Source organism: Curtobacterium sp. MCPF17_021 (assembly GCF_003234605.2).
Classification (GTDB): Bacteria; Actinomycetota; Actinomycetes; order Actinomycetales; family Microbacteriaceae; genus Curtobacterium; species Curtobacterium flaccumfaciens.
Genome location: NZ_CP126252.1, coordinates 3,191,453 through 3,209,766 on the forward strand (window position 1 = coordinate 3,191,453; position 18,314 = coordinate 3,209,766).

An 18,314-nucleotide genomic window follows, 5' to 3' on the forward strand; every position below is an offset into this window, starting at 1 on the left:
TCCGACGGGCTCCGCGGCCATCACACACGCGCAGCACCGCGATGAGGCTGTTGCGAACCCCCACCTCGTCGCAGCGTGGTCACGTGTCATGGGAAGTCACCCTCCGACACACATCGACACAACCCTTCTCGCGGGCGTTCGGCGATGCCACAGTCTCGCGATGGCGCACAACTGGTCGGGCTGTCCGCCCACACCGGACGAATCGACACCAGACGACGCCACACCACGCGACAGGTAGCAACCCAGAGCACGAAGGAGTCCTCGTGACCATCAGCAACCAGACCGCCGACAGCAGGATCGACGAGGGCGCCGACGACGAGCTCCTCGCCCGCTTCCGTCCGATCTTCGACCGCATCGCTGCCGGCGCCTCCGAGCGCGAACGCGACCACCGCCTCCCGTTCGAGGAGATCCGCGAACTCGCCGCGGCAGGATTCGGCGCCGTCCGCGTCCCCGTCGCCCACGGCGGAGCCGGGGCGACACTGCCCCAGCTGTTCCGCCTGCTGACCGAACTCGCCGCCGCTGACAGCAACATCCCCCAGGCGCTCCGCGGCCACTTCGCACTCGTGGAGGACCGGCTGGTCGCCCGCACCGGGGAACGCGAGGGATGGTTGGACCGCTTCGGCCGCGGTGAGATCGCCGGCAACTCGTGGACAGAGGTCGGGTCGGTGCAGGTCGGCGATGTGGTCACGAAGGTGACCCCGCAGCCGGACGGGACGTTCCGGATCACCGGGCAGAAGTACTACTCGACCGGCAGCATCTTCGCCGACTGGATCGACACCTACGCCGAGCGCACGGACACCGGCGAGCGGGTCATCGCGATCGTCGACGCGCACCAGCCCGGGGTCACCCACACCGACGACTGGGACGGGTTCGGGCAGCGCACCACCGGCTCCGGCACCAGCACCTTCGACGACGCCGTGGTGCAGGCCGACGCGGTGATCCCCTTCGACGAGCGGTTCAAGTACCAGACGGCGTTCTACCAGGGGGTCCTGCTGAGCGTCCTCGCCGGGTCCGTCCTCGCAGCCGAACGGGAGATCGCGCGCGAGGTCCGGAACCGCACCCGCGTCTTCTCGCACGGCAACGCCGACACGTTCGCAGCCGACCCGCAGATCCTCCAGGTCGTCGGCGAGGTGTCGGCGGCCGGGTTCGCCGCCACCGCGATCGTCGACCGGGCCGCCGCGGCCCTGCAGGGTGCGTACGAGGGAGCCGGGCTCGACACAGCCGAGGACGAGCGCCGCAACGACCGCGCCGAACTCGCGACCGCACAGGCGCAGGTGGCGCTGACCACCCTGGCGACGACGGCGACCTCGCATCTGTTCGACGCGCTCGCGGCGTCCGGGGTGAGCACGACGAAGAACCTCGACCGCACTGGCGGAACGCTCGCACCGCGGGCAGCCACAACCCGTGGGTGTTCAAGGCGCGGATCATCGGTGACCACGCCGTCAACGGTGCCGAACCGCCCCGCGTCTGGGCGATCGGTGCGACCCGGACCTCGTGACGCCTGTCGAAGCCGAGACGGCTTCCGCGTGACCGCTGCTGCGATGTGCCTGCCCCGCCGCCCGGCCGCCGTGCGCGTACAGTCCCTGGCAACGCACGGCTGGCCAACCATCGGGGAACGCGATGCGACTGATCACGGGGACGACACTGGTCGTTGCGATGGCAGCAGGCGCGCTGATCGGCCTGGCGCCGCCAGCGACTGCGGCCGGATCCGGAACGATCACCGTGCAGCTCGCAACGCCAGCCGGCACCGCGATCCGGCTGGCGGACGTCGAACTCGCAGCGATCGGCACCGACGTCGTCGTCGGGAACGCCACCACCGACGATGACGGGACCGCCACGTTCACCGGCGTCCCCGCACCGGACACCGTCACGGTGACGACGCGGCAGCTCCCGCCGCACGGAACGGAGACCTACGCACCCGGACTCCGCTCGGGCATCGCCGTCCGCGGTGGTTCGACGGTCGCGGTCACCGTGCCGCTCGTGATCGGCGCCACCGTGCAGGGCGGTGTGGTGGGCCCCACGGGACCCGCAGCTGGGCGCCTGATGTACGCCTGGAACGAGGACACCTCGCAGGTGTTCACCACAACCTCGGACAGCACCGGCCAGTACCGGTTCGTCGGGTTGAGCACCGGGAAGTACCGCATCGAGGCGTACGCCAGCGGAACGGCGTCGCCCGCCGTCTGGAAGACCCGGGTGTACCAGCAGCGAGGGACCCTCCCGGCTTCGCGGGTCACGTTGTCACAGCACTACGCCCACAGCGACTACGACCTGGTCGTCTACGCGGCCTCGGCGTCCCGCAGCCCGTCGGCGCAGCTGAGCGGCGCGAGCGTCACCGTGACGAACACGACGACCGGTGCGTCGTTCTCGACACGGTTCTCAACGCTGCTCGACAGCGAGCAGACGGCGCAGTTCCAGATCCCCTCCGGGCAGTACGTGGTGGAGCTCCGGACGGCGGCGACGGCCACAACGACCGCGCAGGTGCTGTGGCTCGGACGTCCGGGCGGCGTGTACCGGTACGTGGCCGACCGAGCGCAGGCCGTGCCGGTGAAGGTCGTGTTCGGCGGTGGCAACTTCTGGGGCGGCGCGGTACCGGACACGGTGTCGCGCTGAGTGCTCGGCGCCACCCTTGGGCGGTTCGACCCCAGCACCATTCCGAGCAACGGACCGTCCGGACGCAGCCGGCAGCGTGACTGCACGCGATCGCGTGAGAAGCAACGGACGGGAGGCGCGGTGCCAGCTGGCACCGCGCCTCCTGTCCGGTACACGGTCGCGGCAATGCGCCCGCGTTCGGGCAGAGGGAGCGTGGAGGTCTTCGAGCCGACGAGCAGTGCTGCTGCGAACTGCGATCGAGCTCAGCGCTCGGTAGCCGATCGGCTACCGCGCGTCGCCGTGAGCCGTGATGCACGCCAGCACGGCAGTCTTGATACCCACCGCTTCTTCCACGGAGTGGTTGACCAGCAGGCCGCGCATGCCAGCGGAGCGCGCGCCGGCGATGTCGTGCGCTGCACTGTCGCCGACGAACAGACAGTCGGAGGCGTCGACCCCTAGCTCGTGCGCCACGGTCAGGAACGCCCGCCACGACGCACGATACGAGCTCAGGTAGCCGTCGAACAACGAGTCCAAGCCGACGCCGATCACTTCAGCATCAGGAAGGACCAGCGGCTCCAAGCCGTCAGCTTCACGGAACGCCTGCCGAAGAGCTTCCGCAGTTGTCGCATCATCCACGACTCGAAACTCTCAGCTGAGCCCAGCGGGCGCAACATCCCTTCGAGGGATCCGACACCGGAAGCCGTGAAGTCCTCAGCGCGAGTCACTCGCCGTACATCTCATGTCCCCAACAGGGAGCAACCTCGGTGCTGGACAGCAGCGCAGTCCGCTAGCCGATGAGTCACAGGAACGTCGGTCGGACCATCAGTGAGAGGGAGTCCGCCATGCCTGAAGACGGAGTGGTGAGGCACGACAGTCGGGGAGGTTCGCGGTGGTCAGGCCTGCAGCTGGGGGAACGTTCCGCGCGCCCACACCAGGTTGATGGAGAACGACGTGACGAGCCAGATGTCGCCGTGACGGATCAGGCGACCGCGCCAGACGTTCGATCCTTCGAACGCTGGCGTGTGCGCCTCGTCGCAGAAGATCGCAGTGACATTGCCGCGAACTTCCGCCTGGTTTCCCGCGATGTCGGCCACGACGCCCGAGACGAGGTGCTGCGTGGCGGCGATCGGTTCGTGAACGGCGCGGACTTGCTCGACCACCAAGTCGGCGCCGACAGTGACACCCATGACCGTTGTGGCTTCCACGTCGCTCGCGTACATGCTGACGAGATCGTCGAAGCGGTGGTCGTCGATGGCAGCAAAGATGCGGGAGATGATGTCCGACGGTGTGCTCGACATGAGAAGCCTCTCTTACTGTTGGGATCCCAACGTTGGAGTTCCAACGATACATGGGAGACGGAGTTTCGCCTACCGTGGAGAACATGGCTGAGCGGGAGATTCCGGAGCGACTGAGTTCGCTTCCGAGCTGGCTGCTCGTCGAGGCTGCGGCGCGAGCAACTCGCGTCGTGTCGGAGATCACCACCGAGGCCGGCGTCCCGAAGGCGGCGTACCCGATCCTTGCCGTGCTCGAGGCGGCTGGTCCGCTCAGCCAAGCCGAAGTCGGCCGTCGCGTCCGGATCGACCGCAAAGACCTATCGGGGTACGCTGCGCGGCTCGAGCAGCTCGGCTTGGTCACACGGCGTCCTGACCCCGCAGACGTGCGACGCAACCTGCTCGAGAACACGCTTGCGGGGACGGAGCTCCTCAAGCGGCTTGACCCCGCTTTCGCGGCGGCGCAGGACCAGCTGCTGACTCAGTTGACCTCAGCGGAACGGGCGACGCTGAAGCGGCTGCTCGATCTCATCACCACTGAAGTCGCCCACTAGCTGCAGGCCCGTCGACCCGGCAGTGATGTTCTTCATCGCGACGACGGCGCTCCTCCGTTGGCTGCCCCCCGGAGGGGTTGAACCAAGCCCCGAAGATACCGGCCGGAGTATCAGGCGCCCCGTCCATCCAGTGATCCGTCACGGCACCCGCGGCACTCGAGAGTCTCGCTCGAGCGTTGTCCGCTAGCCGATCGCGAGCTTGACTAGTTCGAGTCTGCAGATTGCATCGCACGTGTCTTCCGGAAGGCATCCGAGGTCGCTTCCACCAGGTCGGCGGGGTCGCCGGCCAAGATCCGACCGCTGTGGTAGCAGGCGACCGCGAGTTGCCCTGCGATGGTGGCAACGCCAACGGGGGCGTTCTGCACGATGAGCGCCTTCGTGAACTCGTTCGCGATGTACTGGTGCTTCAGCGCTTCGCGCGCCCGCAACTCCTCGTGCGCGTCGAGAAGCATCGTGTGCCGCCGGTACATGGCAAGGTCTGAGGTCGCCTGAGCACAAAGTCGCAGTACCAGCGGTTCGAGTGCACTGAGGGCGTCTCCGAGTGTTTGCACTGGTGGCGCGGGGTCCCACAGCGTGGACGCGGCGGTGGTGATCGCGTCGAACATGGCCTGCTCTTTGGCGAAGACGACTTCCGTCTTGTCGCCGAAGTGTCGGAAGAACGTCGTCCGCCCGACTTCGGCTCGCTCGGCGATGTCCGTGACCGAGACCGCGTCGAATCCCCGCTCGGCGAACAGCTCATCTGCAGCGTCGACAATCCGGTTCCGCGCGGCACGCTGCTTGCGTTCGACCAGCGTCAGTGGGGTGGTGTCTGCCTCTGCTGCCTGCTCGGTCATGGTGCCACTGTACCAACGGAAATCAAACTCGATCCCTTTCGGCACCGGGTGTGTTACGGTACTGAGTACCAACAAAGGAGGAGCAATGCTCTCGACTGACGACCGGCTCCGGATCGCCGAAACCCTCTCGCGTCAGGCCTTCATGGTCGACGACAACGCGCTGGATCAGCTCGGGCAGGTGTTCACCCCCGACGCCACGTACGACATGACCAGTTCGGGGATGGGTGCTTTTGAGGGCCTTGAGGCCCTGCGGGCCGCGGCGGGGCAGCTGTTCGCCTCCGGGCATGCGCCGCTGTCGCACTTCGTGACGAACATCGTCATCTCGGAGACGGGGGAGTCGACGGCGTCGGTGCGGTCCAAAGGACTGATGATCATGGCTCACGGCGGCGTGCACGGCGTCGTGTACGACGACACGGTCGTCCTGCACGAAGACCGCTGGCTCATCGCGAGCCGCGTCATCCTGCCCCTCCGTCCGGCATCCAACGACGAGCACTGATGCGCATCGCGATGCTCGGCAAGGTCCTGGTCTCCGCTACTGCAGTGGCGCAGATGGTCGGCCCGTACGTGTTCGACTTCAACGAAACCCACATCTACAACGACTCCTGGCCTCCGCACGCGAAGTTCCACAACGCGCAGACCATGAGTTCCGGCGTCGCGTTGTCGATAGCGACCCTGGTGAACTTGTGGCGACCGGGCTCCGGCCGTGTGGGCGTGGACGCGGCCGCCATCGCAGCAAGCACCTACTGGCTCAGTCAGCTCTCGGCGTTCTTCTACCCCGGAACCGCGAGCGTGGACCCGCCCGGTGAGGACGATTGGCCGCAGCTCAAGTTCACCATCCCCATGCTGACCGTGATCAGCGTCGGCTGGTTCCTCGCACGCCGCGGGCTCACTGGGACCCGGCAGCGATGAGGCGCCTGCAGTACCACCGCTACGGCGGTCTCGAGGTCCTGGTGTTGGACGACGCGGCCATCCCGCAGCCAGGCCGACGCCAGGTCCTCGTGCGCGTGCGTGCGGCATCGGCGAACGCCATGGACTGGAAGATCCGCAACGGCGAGATGCGGGTCATGACCGGCAGGAGGTTCCCACGCGGTGTCGGCCACGATTTCGCCGGTGTCGTCGAACAGGTCGGAGAGGGCGTCACCCGCTTTCGGGTAGGCGACGCGGTCCTCGGCGCAGCGCGCCTGCAGCATGCAGGAGCGTTCGCGGAGTTCGTGATCGCCAACGAGCAGTCCATGGCTTCCAAGCCCGACGACCTCTCCTTCGAACATGCGGCAACCCTGCCGGTGGCCGGCCTCACCGCCTACCAGGCGGTTACGACGGCCGGCAAGCTCCGACCTGGACAGCGCATCTTCATCAACGGCTGCCTCGGCGGAGTCGGACGAATCGCCGTCCAGGTCGCACTCGCGGCAGGCGCGACCGTGGCCGGCAGCTGCCGTTCCGGGACGGAACCCGAAGCCCGTCACCTCGGCGTCGACCCCGTCATCACGTTCGACACAGATCCCGTCCCGTACACCGGCCGGTTCGACGTCGTCTTCGACACGGCAGGGACCCTGCCCTACGACGTCGCACGCCGGATGCTCAGCCCGCGCGGACACATCATCGACATCGTCCCCTCGGCATCGAAGTTCGTCCGCAGCATCCTGCCCGGCCCCTACAACGCGTTCATGGCCCGCCCCGACAGCGACGACCTGCAACACGTTGCCGACGCCGCCGGACGAGGCGAGATCGTCACCCGCATCACTCGCGCCGTCGCCCTCAGCGACGCCATCCCCGCCCTCGCGGAGCTGGAAACCACCCCCACCTCCGGCGGCGGAAAACTCGTCATCACCGTCGACTGACCTGCGGGGTTCACCCGGTCACGTCGACGCTCCTCGATCGAGTACCCCGTTGGACACCATCACCCCACCTGGAGCTACAACCCATGGCCATCACTTTTTGGATCGTCGCCGGTCTCGCCGCAGTCGCCTTCTTCGGCGCAGGCCTGATGAAACTGATCCGCCCGGTACCGGCCCTCGAGGAAGCCGGTATGGGCTGGGTCGAGGACTACTCCAACACCACCGTCAAGCTCATCGCCCTCGCAGAAGTCGTCGGAGCAATCGGCCTCGTCCTCCCCATCGCGACCCGGATCGTGCCGGCCCTCAGCCCCGTCGCCGGCGTCGCCCTGACCGTGATCATGGCCGGAGCGATCGCCGTTCACGTCCGCCGCAAGGAATCTCCCATCGCGGCAGTCGTCCTGACCGCGCTGCCCCTCGCCGCCGCGATCCTCGGCTTCATCCTCGTGCTCTCGTGAGCCCGCAGCCACTGTGAAGGTGCGGGCCGCCGACAGACAGCACTGCCACGTCGGCGCAGCTCCACGATCTGGAGATCGTCCGCAGGCAGCCATGTTTGCAGGAACGCCCCGCCAGCCGAAGCCAGCGGGGCGTTCCCTCGAGTCAGACCAGGATCAGAAGTCCCAGTCCTCGTCCTCAGTGTTGACGGCCTTGCCGATGACGTACGACGAGCCGGAGCCCGAGAAGAAGTCGTGGTTCTCGTCCGCGTTCGGCGACAGGGCGGAGAGGATGGCCGGGTTCACGTCGGTGATGTTCTTCGGGAACATCGGCTCATAGCCCAGGTTCATCAGCGCCTTGTTGGCGTTGTAGTGCAGGAACTTCTTGACGTCCTCGGTCAGACCGACCTCGTCGTAGAGGTCCTGCGTGTACTGCACCTCGTTCTCGTACATCTCGAACAGCAGCGAGAACGTGTAGTCCTTGAGCTCGTCGCGCTCGGCCTGCGTGAGGGTCTCGAGGCCCTTCTGGTACTTGTAGCCGATGTAGTACCCGTGGACGGCTTCGTCACGGATGATCAGGCGGATCAGGTCAGCAGTGTTCGTGAGCTTGGCGCGCGACGACCAGTGCATCGGCAGGTAGAAGCCCGAGTAGAACAGGAACGACTCGAGCAGCGTCGAGGCGACCTTGCGCTTCAGCGGGTTGTCGCCCTGGTAGTAGTCCATCACGATGGACGCCTTCTTCTGCAGGTTCGGGTTCTCCTCGGACCAGCGGAAGGCCTCGTCGATCTCACGCGTCGACGCGAGGGTCGAGAAGATCGACGAGTAGGACTTGGCGTGCACCGACTCCATGAACGCGATGTTCGTGTAGACGGCTTCCTCGTGCGGGGTGATCGCGTCGGGGATGAGCGACACGGCGCCGACGGTGCCCTGGATCGTGTCGAGCAGGGTCAGACCGGTGAACACACGCATGGTCAGGGTCTGCTCGGCCGGCGTCAGCGTGTTCCACGACTGCACGTCGTTCGACAGCGGCACCTTCTCGGGCAGCCAGAAGTTGTTGACGAGACGGTTCCAGACCTCGACGTCCTTGTCGTCCTGGATGCGGTTCCAGTTGATGGCCTGGACCCGATCAATGAGCTTCAGCTTCTCGACCAACGTGTGTTCCTTACAGAGATGGTGACTAAGTGACGGACTGGAGGCGCGGTGCGGGTTGGCACCGCGCCTCCAGGGAGCAGAGCGGCAGCTCTACAGCATGCAGCTGACGCAGCCCTCGACCTCCGTGCCCTCCAGCGCGAGCTGGCGGAGACGGATGTAGTAGATCGTCTTGATGCCCTTGCGCCATGCGTAGATCTGCGCCTTGTTGATGTCACGCGTGGTGGCGGTGTCCTTGAAGAACAGCGTCAGGGACAGGCCCTGGTCCACGTGCTGCGTCGCCGCGGCGTACGTGTCGATGATCTTCTCGGGGCCGATCTCGTACGCGTCCTGGTAGTAGTCCAGGTTGTCGTTCGTCATGAACGGCGCCGGGTAGTAGACGCGGCCGAGCTTGCCTTCCTTGCGGATCTCGATCTTCGACGCGATCGGGTGGATCGACGACGTCGAGTGGTTGATGTACGAGATCGAACCGGTCGGCGGGACGGCCTGCAGGTTCTGGTTGTAGATGCCGTGCTCCTGGACGGACGCCTTCAGCGCCTTCCAGTCGTCCTGCGTCGGGATCGTGATGTTCGCGTTGTCGAACAGCGAGGCAACACGAGCGGTCGCGGGGGTCCACGTCTGGTCCGTGTACTTGTCGAAGAACTCACCCGACGCGTACTTCGAGTCGCGGAAGCCGTCGAAGGTCTCGCCGGTCTCGATCGCGATCTTGTTCGACGCACGAAGGGCGTGGAACAGCACCGTATAGAAGTAGATGTTCGTGAAGTCGATGCCCTCTTCGGAGCCGTAGTAGACGCGCTCACGAGCGAGGTAGCCGTGCAGGTTCATCTGGCCGAGGCCGATGGCGTGCGACTTGTCGTTGCCGTCCTCGACGGAACGCACCGAGGTGATGTGCGACATCTGCGAGACCGAGGTCAGGCCGCGGATGGCGGTCTCGATGGTCTTGCCGAAGTCAGGCGAGTCCATCGTCAGCGCGATGTTCAGCGAGCCGAGGTTGCAGGAGATGTCCTTGCCGATCTCCTTGTAGGACAGGTCCTCGTTGAAGGTCGTCGGGGTGTTGACCTGCAGGATCTCCGAGCACAGGTTGGACATGTTGATCCGACCCTTGATCGGGTTGGCCTTGTTCACCGTGTCCTCGAACACGATGTACGGGTAGCCCGACTCGAACTGGATCTCGGCGATGGTCGTGAAGAAGTCACGCGCCTTGATCTTCGTCTTCTTGATGCGCGAGTCGTCGACCATCGCGCGGTAGTTCTCGGAGATCGGGACGTCGCCGAAGGGGACGCCGTAGACCTTCTCGACGTCGTACGGCGAGAACAGGTACATGTCCTCGTTGTTCTTCGCGAGCTCGAACGTGATGTCCGGCACGACGACGCCGAGGGACAGCGTCTTGATGCGGATCTTCTCGTCGGCGTTCTCGCGCTTGGTGTCGAGGAACTTCATGATGTCCGGGTGGTGGGCGCTGAGGTAGACCGCGCCGGCACCCTGACGCGCACCGAGCTGGTTCGCGTAGGAGAAGGAGTCTTCCAGCAGCTTCATCACGGGGATGATGCCCGAGGACTGGTTCTCGATCTGCTTGATCGGGGCGCCGGCCTCGCGGATGTTGGAGAGGAGCAGGGCCACGCCGCCGCCGCGCTTCGACAGCTGCAGCGAGGAGTTGATGCCGCGCGAGATCGACTCCATGTTGTCCTCGATGCGGAGCAGGAAGCAGGAGACGAGCTCGCCGCGCTGTGCCTTCGCCGTGTTGAGGAACGTGGGGGTCGCGGGCTGGAAGCGGCCGGCGACGATCTCTTCGACCAGGTCGATGGCGAGCTGCTCGTTGCCCTGGGCCAGGCCGAGGGCGGTCATGACGACGCGGTCCTCGAAGCGCTCGAGGTAGCGCTTGCCGTCGAACGTCTTGAGCGTGTAGCTCGTGTAGTACTTGAACGCGCCGAGGAACGTCTGGAACCGGAACTTCTTCGAGTACGCCAGGTCGTTGAGTCGCTGGATGAAGTCCAGCGAGTACATGTCGATCGTGGCTTGTTCGTAGTACTCGTTCTCGACCAGGTAGTCGAGCCGCTCCTTCAGGTTGTGGAAGAAGACGGTGTTCTGGTTGACGTGCTGCAGGAAGAACTGCTTGGCGGCCTCACGATCCTTGTCGAACTGGATGTTCCCGTCCGCGTCGTAGAGGTTGAGCATCGCGTTGAGGGAGTGGTAGTCCATCCCCGTCTGCGGCGACGTCAGATCGACGTCTGCAACTGCTGCGTCCAAAATGCATCCAATCCTGAGTTGACCGCCGACACGTCGTCAGGGGTCCCGAAGAGTTCAAACCTGTACAGAAGGGGGACGTTGCACTTCTGCGCGATGACGTCCCCTGCGAGGCCGTACGCCTCGCCGAAGTTCGTGTTGCCACCCACCACCACGCCGCGGATGAGCGAGCGGTTGTGGGCGTCGTTGAGGAACTTGATGACCTGCTTGGGGACTGCACCCTCGCCGTTGCCGCCACCGTAGGTGGGCAGGACCAGGACGTAGGGCTCGTCGACGTGCAGGAACGGTTCGCTCGGGTAGAGCGGGATCCGGTCCGCGTCGCGGCCGAGCTTCTCGACGAAGCGCGCGGTGTACCCGGACACGCTCGAGAAGTAGACCAATCGGCTCATGGTGCGCTCCTCTGGAGAAGGTGCGGAACAGGCGGACCGGGGGGGGTGTCCTGCGGGCGATCGCCGGGCCTCCTGAACGGGACCGGGGTGACCGTCCGCAGGACGGGAGACGACTACGCCAGTTCGGCGCTGAGGGTCGCGATCTTGTCGGGGCGGAAGCCCGACCAGTGGTCGTCGTCCGTGACGACGACGGGGGCCTGCATGTAGCCCAGGCTCTTGACGTGCTCGAGCGCTGCTTCGTCCGTGGAGACGTCGTGCACTTCGTACTCGATGCCCTTGTTGTCGAGGGCCCGGTACGTCGCGGTGCACTGGACGCAGGACGGCTTGGTGTAGACGGTGACGGCCATGTTCTCCCCTGGTTCCTACTGGTTTCTGCTGTGCTGTGGAGGTGGTGCTGATGTCTGTCCGCAGTCGTGTCCGGGAGGGGCCGCTGCGATGCCTCCACACTACATCTAGTGGCTAGCCGCAGCACCGACCACAAGAGGAAGTGTTACAGCCATGTAGTTCTCCACAACGTCCTCCACAGTCTGTGGATTCCCGGGAGGCCCGAGTTTCCGCCAGTCTGCGGCCGACCACCGACACTTCCCCACACCCGTGGACAGTCCCGATCCACAAGTGTGGAATCAGCGCATCGGCGTGTCGCGAACCGCCCCTCCCCAGGACGGGGGACAGCCCCGTCCGGCCGGTCCGTACACTCGTCTCGTGAGTACGTACGGGCCCCTCCTGAAGACCCCTGGCGTGGGTCGTGTCATCGCCGCACAGCTCACCGCGCGGTTCCCGTTCGGCATGCTGTCGCTGGCGTACCTGCTGCACGTGGAGCACGTCTTCGATTCCTACGGCGCCGCCGGGCTGGTGCTCGCGACGACGAGCATCGGGCAGGCGATCGCCGGGCCGTTGACCAGCCGGTGGATGGGCAGCTGGGGCATGCGCCCCGTCCTCATCCTGACGAGCATCGTCGCGCTCGTCAGCATGGTGGTCATCGCGTTCGTGATCATGCCGCTCTGGGGCTACGTGGTGGTCGGGTTCCTCGGCGGCCTGGCGGTCCCGCCCGTGCAGCCTGCGGTGCGCACCATCTACCCGAAGATGGTGACGTCGGCGCAGCTCACACCCCTCTTCTCCCTCGACGCCAGCGCGCAGGAGCTCATCTGGGTCGCCGGCCCGGTCATCACCACCTTCGTCGCCACCCAGGTCGGCACGGTCGAGGCGATCGTCGTCGCGATGGTCTTCCTGGTCGTCGGCGGCGCGTGGTTCATCGCCTCCCCCGAGCTCGGCCGCGTCCGCATCCCCCGTTCCAAGCGCGCCTTCGGTGTCGTGCTGAAGCGCCCTGCCGTCGTCGTCGCCACGCTGACCGGTCTGCTGCTCATCGGGGCCTGCGCCGCGGTCGAGGCGAGCGTCACGAGCGTCTTCGGCGAGGGCAGCCCGAACGCCGGCATCGTCCTCGCGGTGTTCGCGGTCGGTTCGCTCGCCGGCGGCCTGGCGTTCGGCCACCGCCCGATCTCCCGCAACACCCTGTGGACGCGCATGGCCGTCGTCTTCGTCGGCCTCACCCTTGCCCTCGGTGGCACGGGTTTCTGGTGGCTCTGCCTGGCCCTGGTCATCGCGGGTGTGGGCATCGCGCCGGCCCTCGCGGTGATGTTCGGTTCGGTCTCCGCCACCGTCAAGTTCTCCGACACGGCCGAGGCCTACGGCTGGATGGGCACCGGCCAGCTGATCGGTGCCGCCGGCGGTTCGGCGATCGCCGGCTTCCTGATCGACGGCAGCGGCCCCGTCGGCGGCTTCACCGTCGGCGCCGTGATGGCCGGCCTGGGCGTGCTGCTCCCCCTGGCGATGCGCAGCTGGCTGCCCGACCTGCGCGGCCGTGACGCAAGCCCCCTCCCCGACACCGAGCCGGTGCACCTGCCGACCTGAGCGGCGGGCGGCGGGCAGTTCCGGGCGTACCTGGTCGAATCGGGCGTACCTGGTCGGAAGTTCTGGCCAGGTACGCCCGTTTCCACTCGCCATCGCGGCCGGTATGGGAAGGAACGTGCGCCCGGCGGACGGGTCGCGTTCTCCACAGATGGCCTGGAGGCCCGGCGCGCGCCCGCCAGGCACCGGCAGGATGGGTGCATGGTCACCTCAGTTCCCCTGCGCGACGGCCGCTCGATCCCCGCGATCGGCTTCGGCGTCTACAAGGTCGACGACGCCCAGGCAGAGACGGCGGTCGGCCTCGCGCTCGACGCCGGCTACCGGCACGTCGACACCGCCGAGATGTACGGCAACGAGACCGGCGTCGGCAAGGCGATCCGGGCCTCCAGGGTGGACCGTGACGACGTCTTCGTGACGACCAAGGTGTGGAACGACCACCAGGGGCGCGAAGCGACCCTGCGGGCGTTCGACGGCAGCCTCGAGCGGCTGGGGCTCGACGCCGTCGACCTCTACCTGATCCACTGGCCGGCCGCCGCGAACGACCGCTACGTCGAGACCTGGCGGGCGCTGGTGGAACTGCGCAAGTCGGGGCGGGCGCGGAGCATCGGTGTCTCGAACTTCCAGGTGCCGCACCTGCAGCGACTCATCGACGAGACCGGCGAGGTACCGGCGCTGAACCAGGTCGAACGGCACCCGTGGCTGCCGCAGCGCGAACTCATCGCGTTCCATGAGCAGCACGACATCGTGACCGGGGCGTGGTCGCCGCTCGGTCGCGGGCGTCTGATCGACGAGCCGGTGCTGACCGGAATCGCGGACGCGCACGGGGTGAGCGTGGCGCAGGTGCTCGTGCGGTGGAACGTCCAGCAGGGCGTCGTGGTGCTGCCGAAGTCGGTCACGCCGTCGCGGATCCGCTCGAACCTCGACGTCGACGGCTTCGAGCTGACCGACGACGAGTTCGCGGCGATCGCGACACTCGAGTCCGGGCAGCGGACGGGCTCCCACCCGGACTCGGTGTCGTAGCCGGGCTAGCCCCGGCGGTCCTCCTCGGACTGCCACGGCAGGTGCAGGTCGCCCGGTTCGGGCTCCACGTCGCCGGCGTCGTCCGCGCCGCCCGTCCCGGGGGCCGCGATGACCCTGGACGGGTCGATGCCGTCCTCACGCAGGTCGGCGTCGTCGCGCTGCTTCGTCTGGGATGCGTCCATCTCACGCTCGCTCGACGGGCTGTACGACGTGTCCGCTGCCCGCTGCTCGCGGCCGCTGACCCCGTCGACGTCGTCGCTGTGTGCCGCGTCGCGGAGCGCGTCGTTGCGTGCGCGGTCGTCGGACGGCTCGGGGCCGGGGGCGTTCGGGATGCTGTCGCTCATGGTGTTTCCTCCTGCAGCGGACGGTAGTCCCCGGCCCCGTGTAACGAGTCTGGCTCGGTCCGCTCCCCGCACTCGATGAGGCCCCTCGCCCCCGCTCCGCTGCCGACGCGGACCGACCGGACGCCCACGGCATCGTCACGGACATCGACAGCCGACCGGCGAACCACCTGGTCGCAACCGGTGACGAGCTCTCGACGGTCGCGGAGCGGTCCGGCTGCTCGAGGGCAGCACGCTCAACATCGACCCCGTTCGGCGTTGAGCCGAGGGGCCGGTCGGGTCCGTTACGGTTGACCAGCACTCGGCACCACCAGGAGGTCCCATCGTGACGATCGTCGCCGCCGCAGACGGCTCAGCCCTCGGCAACCCCGGCCCCGCCGGCTGGGCCTGGTACGTCGACGACGACCGGTGGGCGGCCGGCGGCTGGCCCCGCGCGACGAACAACATCGGCGAGCTCACCGCCGTCCTGCAGCTGCTCCGCGCCACGAAGGACACCGGCGAGCCGCTGCACATCCTGTGCGACAGCCAGTACGCCATCAAGGCCTGCACCGAGTGGCTCGCCGGCTGGAAGCGCAAGGGCTGGCGGAAGGCCGACGGCAAGCCGGTCCTCAACGTCGAGATCATCAAGGAACTCGACGCGGAACTGCAGGGCCGCAAGGTCACGTTCGAGTGGGTCCGCGGCCACGTCGGTCACGAGATGAACGAGGCCGCCGACGTGCGTGCCCGCGGTGCCGCCACCGCGTTCCAGAACGGCACCGACGTGCCGCACGGTCCCGGCTGGCCAGGCGCCGAGGTCCCCGAGCCGTCCGCGCTGCCCGACGCGACCCCGCCCGCGACCCTCTTCTGACCCTTCCCGCGGGTCAGTAGGTCCCGTCACGCCGATCCTGGCGGGTGATCTGCTCCCCCGACGCCGGGTCGACGCCCGAGCGCGTGGTGGTCGTGGTGCGGCGACCGCCGAAGGCCACGGCGAGGCTGATGATGAGCAGCACGACACCGGCTGCCATCAGGATGTAGCCGATCAGGCGGAGGTCGATACCGGCGAGCTGGATGTTCAGCGCGAAGGCGACGATCGCGCCGATGACGATCAGGGCGATGCTGGATCCGATGCGCATGACGCAGTCCTCTCGGGTGGGGGTGGTGCCGGAGACGGTACACGTCTGACAACCCCAGCGCCGATCAGTCGACGTCCACCTCGGCCCAACCGTCGAACCGCCCGATCTCGGTGAGCCGCACGACAGCCTCGCCGACCTCGTCCGAGGCGTCCAGGTCGATCGTCGCCGAGAAGCCGAAGTCCTTGTCGCCCTCGGGGTCGGCGAAGATCTGCCGTGCCTTCCAGACCCGGGGTGATGCGGTGGCACCGCTCTCGTCGAGCACCAGGTACTGCATCGAGCGCGCGTCGGCATCGGTGCCGATGCTGTCGTGCTCCTCGTAGTACTCCTCGAGCACGTTGTCCCACGCCGACCGGTCGAAGCCGACGGTCGCGTCGAGTTCCCCGAGCCCGTCGATGTCGTCGGCCGCGGCGAGCAGCACCCGCTGGAACAGGGCGTTGCGCACGAGCACCCGGAACGCCCGCGGGTTGCCGGTGAGTCGTGCGGGCTGCGGCGGCGCGATCTCCTCGTGCTCCTCGGAGGCCAGCAGGACGTCGCCGTTGAGCAGCGCCTCCCACTCGTCGACGAGCGAGGAGTCGGTCTGCCGGACGACCTCGCCCAGCCACTCGATCAGGTCGTCGAGCTCCTGGGTCCGCTGTTCCTCGGCGATGGTCTGTCGCATGGTCCGGTACGCGTCGGACAGGTAGCGGAGCACGAGGCCCTCGGAGCGGGTGAGCTGGTAGAAGCGCACGAAGTCGCCGAAGGTCATCGCGCGTTCGTACATGTCGCGGACGACGGCCTTCGGGGACAGCTGGAAGTCGAGCACCCAGGGCTGTTCGGCGGCGTAGGCCTCGTACGCCGCCTCCAACAGCTCGGACAGCGGGCGAGGCCAGGTGACCTCCTCGAGCAGCTCCATCCGCTCCTCGTACTCGATCCCCTCCTGCTTCATGCGGGCGACGGCCTCGCCGCGTTCCTTGAACTGCTGCTGCGACAGGATCGCCCGCGGGTCGTCGAGCGTGGCCTCGACGACCGAGACCATGTCCAGTGCATAAGTGGGAGAAGAAGGGTCGAGCAACTCGAACGCGGCGAGCGCGAACGGCGACAGCGGCTGGTTGAGCGCGAAGTTGGGTGCGATGTCGACGGTGAGGCGGTAGGCGCCGTCGACCTTCTCGATCACCCGCGCGTTGATGAGGGTCCGGGCGATGACGAGCGCACGTCGGGCCATCGCGAGCTGCCGGGACCGCGGTTCGTGGTTGTCGAAGACCAGCGACCGGACCTCCGCGAAGGCGTCCCCACCACGGGCCACGACGGACAGCACCATCGCGTGCGTGATCCGCATGCGCGAGACCATCGGCTCCGGCTCGGCGGCGATGAGCCGTTCGAACGATGCCTGCCCCCAGGACACGAAGCCCTCCGGCGCCTTCTTCCGCTTGATCTTGTTCTTCTTCTTGGGGTCGTCACCGGCCTTCGCGACCGCGCGGGCGTTCTCGATGTCGTGCTCGGGTGCCTCGGCGACGACGTCACCCTCGGTGTCGTACCCGGCGCGTCCGGCACGTCCGGCGATCTGGTGGAACTCGCGCGCGGACAGCTGGCGCATCTTCGTGCCGTCGAACTTCGTCAGCCCGGTGAACAGCACGGATCGGATCGGCACGTTGATCCCGACGCCCAGGGTGTCGGTGCCGCAGATGACGGGCAGCAGTCCGCGCTGGGCGAGCTGTTCGACGAGTCGTCGGTACTTGGGCAGCATGCCGGCGTGGTGCACGCCGATGCCCGCCCGGATCAGTCGGGACAGGGTCTGCCCGAACCCGGCGCTGAAGCGGAAGCCGGCGATGGCGTCCGCGATCTGGTCGCGGCGTTCGCGTGACGCGACCTTCGCGGACATCAACGACTGCGCCCGTTCGAGGGCTGCGGCCTGGGCGAAGTGCACGATGTAGATCGGCGCCTTGCCCTCCTCGAGCAGTCGTTCCACCGTCTCCTGCACGGGCGTCATCACGTACTGGTACTCGAGCGGCACGGGGCGCGAGACGCCGGTCACGCGGGCGGTGGGTCGTCCGGTGCGTCGGGACAGGTCGTCGGCGATGGTCGTGACGTCGCCGAGGGTCGCCGACATGAGCAGGAACTGCGCCCGCTCGAGCACGAGCAGCGGCACCTGCCACGCCCAGCCGCGGTCGGGGTCGCCGTAGAAGTGGAACTCGTCCATCACGACGACGTCGACGTCGGCGTCGGGTCCCTGCCGCAGCGCCAGGTTCGCCAGGATCTCGGCGGTGCAGCAGACGATCGGGGCGTCGCCGTTGACGCTCGAGTCGCCGGTGACCATGCCGACGTTCTGCGCGCCGAACAGTTCGACGAGCTGGAAGAACTTCTCGGACACCAGCGCCTTGATCGGCGCCGTGTAGTAGCTCCGCTTGCCCTCGGCGAGCGCCGCGAAGTGTGCGCCGGCGGCGACCAGGGACTTCCCGGTGCCGGTCGGCGTGCTCAGCACGACGTTCGCGCCGGAGACGAGTTCGATGACCGCTTCGTCCTGCGCCGGGTACAGCGGCCGGCCGCCGTCGGCGGCCCAGGCCGCGAAGGCCTCGTAGACCTCGTCGGGATCGACGACACCGTCCACCGCCGCCGGGATCGCGGCGACGAGCGGGGGCAGGGCGGCGACGTCGGTCATGCGCCC

Annotated in this window: 19 protein-coding genes and 1 pseudogene; 10 read left to right on the top strand and 10 right to left on the bottom strand. The window is 67.4% G+C overall.

What is annotated here, in order from left to right; all coding sequences use genetic code 11:
* Positions 1-263: 263 nt before the first annotated feature.
* Both DEJ29_RS15005 and DEJ29_RS15010 read left to right on the top strand, forming a co-directional pair.
* Positions 264-1,498: pseudogene (locus DEJ29_RS15005) on the top strand (acyl-CoA dehydrogenase family protein).
* A gap of 224 nt (positions 1,499-1,722) precedes the next feature.
* Positions 1,723-2,610: a carboxypeptidase-like regulatory domain-containing protein gene (locus DEJ29_RS15010; protein WP_181438134.1), complete on the top strand. Its 888-nt coding sequence runs from the start codon at positions 1,723-1,725 to the stop codon at positions 2,608-2,610.
* A gap of 264 nt (positions 2,611-2,874) precedes the next feature.
* Here DEJ29_RS15010 and DEJ29_RS15015 read toward each other — a convergent pair whose 3' ends face one another.
* Entirely contained in the window at positions 2,875-3,225 is a 351-nt protein-coding gene (locus DEJ29_RS15015; protein WP_111094444.1) for an HAD family hydrolase, read from the bottom strand.
* A gap of 257 nt (positions 3,226-3,482) precedes the next feature.
* Positions 3,483-3,887, bottom strand: a complete 405-nt coding sequence (locus DEJ29_RS15020) for a nuclear transport factor 2 family protein (RefSeq protein ID WP_111096133.1) — start codon at positions 3,885-3,887, stop codon at positions 3,483-3,485.
* An 83-nt stretch (positions 3,888-3,970) separates the two neighbouring features.
* Here DEJ29_RS15020 and DEJ29_RS15025 point away from each other — a divergent pair, with 83 nt between their 5' ends.
* The gene (locus DEJ29_RS15025) at positions 3,971-4,414 is read left to right on the top strand and encodes a MarR family winged helix-turn-helix transcriptional regulator (RefSeq protein ID WP_181438308.1); all 444 of its coding nucleotides are present in this window, start codon (positions 3,971-3,973) and stop codon (positions 4,412-4,414) included.
* Between the two features lie 203 nt (positions 4,415-4,617).
* On the opposite strand, the gene DEJ29_RS15030 is transcribed toward DEJ29_RS15025, so the two are convergent.
* The gene (locus tag DEJ29_RS15030; RefSeq protein ID WP_111095904.1) at positions 4,618-5,247 is read right to left on the bottom strand and encodes a TetR/AcrR family transcriptional regulator; all 630 of its coding nucleotides are present in this window, start codon (positions 5,245-5,247) and stop codon (positions 4,618-4,620) included.
* A gap of 85 nt (positions 5,248-5,332) precedes the next feature.
* Between DEJ29_RS15030 and DEJ29_RS15035 the strand changes: the two genes are divergently transcribed.
* From DEJ29_RS15035 to DEJ29_RS15050, 4 genes are all read left to right on the top strand, one after another.
* The gene (locus DEJ29_RS15035) at positions 5,333-5,743 is read left to right on the top strand and encodes a nuclear transport factor 2 family protein (RefSeq protein ID WP_111095905.1); all 411 of its coding nucleotides are present in this window, start codon (positions 5,333-5,335) and stop codon (positions 5,741-5,743) included.
* Positions 5,743-6,156, top strand: coding sequence for a DUF6640 family protein (locus DEJ29_RS15040; RefSeq protein WP_111095906.1), 414 nt, complete (start codon positions 5,743-5,745; stop codon positions 6,154-6,156). The genes DEJ29_RS15035 and DEJ29_RS15040 overlap by 1 nt, the downstream gene beginning before the upstream one ends.
* Positions 6,153-7,085 carry an NADP-dependent oxidoreductase gene (locus DEJ29_RS15045; protein ID WP_111095907.1) on the top strand — a complete coding sequence of 311 codons (933 nt, stop codon included), beginning with the start codon at positions 6,153-6,155 and terminating at the stop codon, positions 7,083-7,085. Before DEJ29_RS15040 ends, DEJ29_RS15045 begins: the two co-directional genes overlap by 4 nt.
* Before the next feature lie 83 nt (positions 7,086-7,168).
* Positions 7,169-7,537 (top strand): DoxX family protein, encoded by a 369-nt coding sequence (locus tag DEJ29_RS15050; RefSeq protein ID WP_111095908.1) that lies wholly within the window; start codon positions 7,169-7,171, stop codon positions 7,535-7,537.
* A 153-nt stretch (positions 7,538-7,690) separates the two neighbouring features.
* On the opposite strand, the gene nrdF is transcribed toward DEJ29_RS15050, so the two are convergent.
* The 4 genes from nrdF to nrdH form a co-directional block, all read right to left on the bottom strand.
* Positions 7,691-8,665, bottom strand: coding sequence for a class 1b ribonucleoside-diphosphate reductase subunit beta (nrdF, locus tag DEJ29_RS15055; RefSeq protein ID WP_017886894.1), 975 nt, complete (start codon positions 8,663-8,665; stop codon positions 7,691-7,693).
* 90 nt (positions 8,666-8,755) lie between these two features.
* On the bottom strand, positions 8,756-10,861 hold the full coding sequence (gene nrdE, locus DEJ29_RS15060; RefSeq protein WP_111095909.1) for a class 1b ribonucleoside-diphosphate reductase subunit alpha: 2,106 nt from the start codon (positions 10,859-10,861) through the stop codon (positions 8,756-8,758).
* A gap of 17 nt (positions 10,862-10,878) precedes the next feature.
* The gene (gene nrdI / locus DEJ29_RS15065; RefSeq protein WP_027465945.1) at positions 10,879-11,295 is read right to left on the bottom strand and encodes a class Ib ribonucleoside-diphosphate reductase assembly flavoprotein NrdI; all 417 of its coding nucleotides are present in this window, start codon (positions 11,293-11,295) and stop codon (positions 10,879-10,881) included.
* A 113-nt stretch (positions 11,296-11,408) separates the two neighbouring features.
* A complete protein-coding gene (gene nrdH, locus DEJ29_RS15070; RefSeq protein WP_017886897.1) occupies positions 11,409-11,642 on the bottom strand; it encodes a glutaredoxin-like protein NrdH in 234 nt (77 codons plus the stop codon).
* A 355-nt stretch (positions 11,643-11,997) separates the two neighbouring features.
* Here nrdH and DEJ29_RS15075 point away from each other — a divergent pair, with 355 nt between their 5' ends.
* Positions 11,998-13,203, top strand: a complete 1,206-nt coding sequence (locus DEJ29_RS15075; protein WP_111095910.1) for an MFS transporter — start codon at positions 11,998-12,000, stop codon at positions 13,201-13,203.
* 198 nt (positions 13,204-13,401) lie between these two features.
* Positions 13,402-14,220 (top strand): aldo/keto reductase, encoded by an 819-nt coding sequence (locus DEJ29_RS15080; protein ID WP_111095911.1) that lies wholly within the window; start codon positions 13,402-13,404, stop codon positions 14,218-14,220.
* A gap of 5 nt (positions 14,221-14,225) precedes the next feature.
* On the opposite strand, the gene DEJ29_RS15085 is transcribed toward DEJ29_RS15080, so the two are convergent.
* Entirely contained in the window at positions 14,226-14,564 is a 339-nt protein-coding gene (locus DEJ29_RS15085; protein ID WP_071245115.1) for a hypothetical protein, read from the bottom strand.
* A gap of 322 nt (positions 14,565-14,886) precedes the next feature.
* Here DEJ29_RS15085 and DEJ29_RS15090 point away from each other — a divergent pair, with 322 nt between their 5' ends.
* The gene (locus DEJ29_RS15090) at positions 14,887-15,408 is read left to right on the top strand and encodes a ribonuclease H family protein (RefSeq protein ID WP_027465941.1); all 522 of its coding nucleotides are present in this window, start codon (positions 14,887-14,889) and stop codon (positions 15,406-15,408) included.
* Positions 15,409-15,421: 13 nt separating this feature from the next.
* Here the strand turns inward: DEJ29_RS15090 and DEJ29_RS15095 are convergent, their stop codons facing one another.
* A complete protein-coding gene (locus DEJ29_RS15095; RefSeq protein ID WP_027465939.1) occupies positions 15,422-15,673 on the bottom strand; it encodes a DUF6458 family protein in 252 nt (83 codons plus the stop codon).
* 64 nt (positions 15,674-15,737) lie between these two features.
* Positions 15,738-18,308: a DEAD/DEAH box helicase gene (locus tag DEJ29_RS15100; protein ID WP_111095912.1), complete on the bottom strand. Its 2,571-nt coding sequence runs from the start codon at positions 18,306-18,308 to the stop codon at positions 15,738-15,740.
* Positions 18,309-18,314 lie beyond the last annotated feature (6 nt).

What these genes read in the sequence shown, in the direction of transcription:
- DEJ29_RS15020 (WP_111096133.1), bottom strand. Translation starts at nt 3,887, where the DNA reads ATGTCGAGCACACCGTCGGACATCATCTCCCGCATCTTTGCTGCCATC.
- DEJ29_RS15025 (WP_181438308.1), top strand. Translation starts at nt 3,971, where the DNA reads ATGGCTGAGCGGGAGATTCCGGAGCGACTGAGTTCGCTTCCGAGCTGG.
- DEJ29_RS15030 (WP_111095904.1), bottom strand. Translation starts at nt 5,247, where the DNA reads ATGACCGAGCAGGCAGCAGAGGCAGACACCACCCCACTGACGCTGGTC.
- DEJ29_RS15035 (WP_111095905.1), top strand. Translation starts at nt 5,333, where the DNA reads ATGCTCTCGACTGACGACCGGCTCCGGATCGCCGAAACCCTCTCGCGT.
- DEJ29_RS15040 (WP_111095906.1), top strand. Translation starts at nt 5,743, where the DNA reads ATGCGCATCGCGATGCTCGGCAAGGTCCTGGTCTCCGCTACTGCAGTG.
- DEJ29_RS15045 (WP_111095907.1), top strand. Translation starts at nt 6,153, where the DNA reads ATGAGGCGCCTGCAGTACCACCGCTACGGCGGTCTCGAGGTCCTGGTG.
- DEJ29_RS15050 (WP_111095908.1), top strand. Translation starts at nt 7,169, where the DNA reads ATGGCCATCACTTTTTGGATCGTCGCCGGTCTCGCCGCAGTCGCCTTC.
- nrdE (WP_111095909.1), bottom strand. Translation starts at nt 10,861, where the DNA reads ATGGACTACCACTCCCTCAACGCGATGCTCAACCTCTACGACGCGGAC.
- nrdI (WP_027465945.1), bottom strand. Translation starts at nt 11,295, where the DNA reads ATGAGCCGATTGGTCTACTTCTCGAGCGTGTCCGGGTACACCGCGCGC.
- nrdH (WP_017886897.1), bottom strand. Translation starts at nt 11,642, where the DNA reads ATGGCCGTCACCGTCTACACCAAGCCGTCCTGCGTCCAGTGCACCGCG.
- DEJ29_RS15080 (WP_111095911.1), top strand. Translation starts at nt 13,402, where the DNA reads ATGGTCACCTCAGTTCCCCTGCGCGACGGCCGCTCGATCCCCGCGATC.
- DEJ29_RS15085 (WP_071245115.1), bottom strand. Translation starts at nt 14,564, where the DNA reads ATGAGCGACAGCATCCCGAACGCCCCCGGCCCCGAGCCGTCCGACGAC.
- DEJ29_RS15095 (WP_027465939.1), bottom strand. Translation starts at nt 15,673, where the DNA reads ATGCGCATCGGATCCAGCATCGCCCTGATCGTCATCGGCGCGATCGTC.
- DEJ29_RS15100 (WP_111095912.1), bottom strand. Translation starts at nt 18,308, where the DNA reads ATGACCGACGTCGCCGCCCTGCCCCCGCTCGTCGCCGCGATCCCGGCG.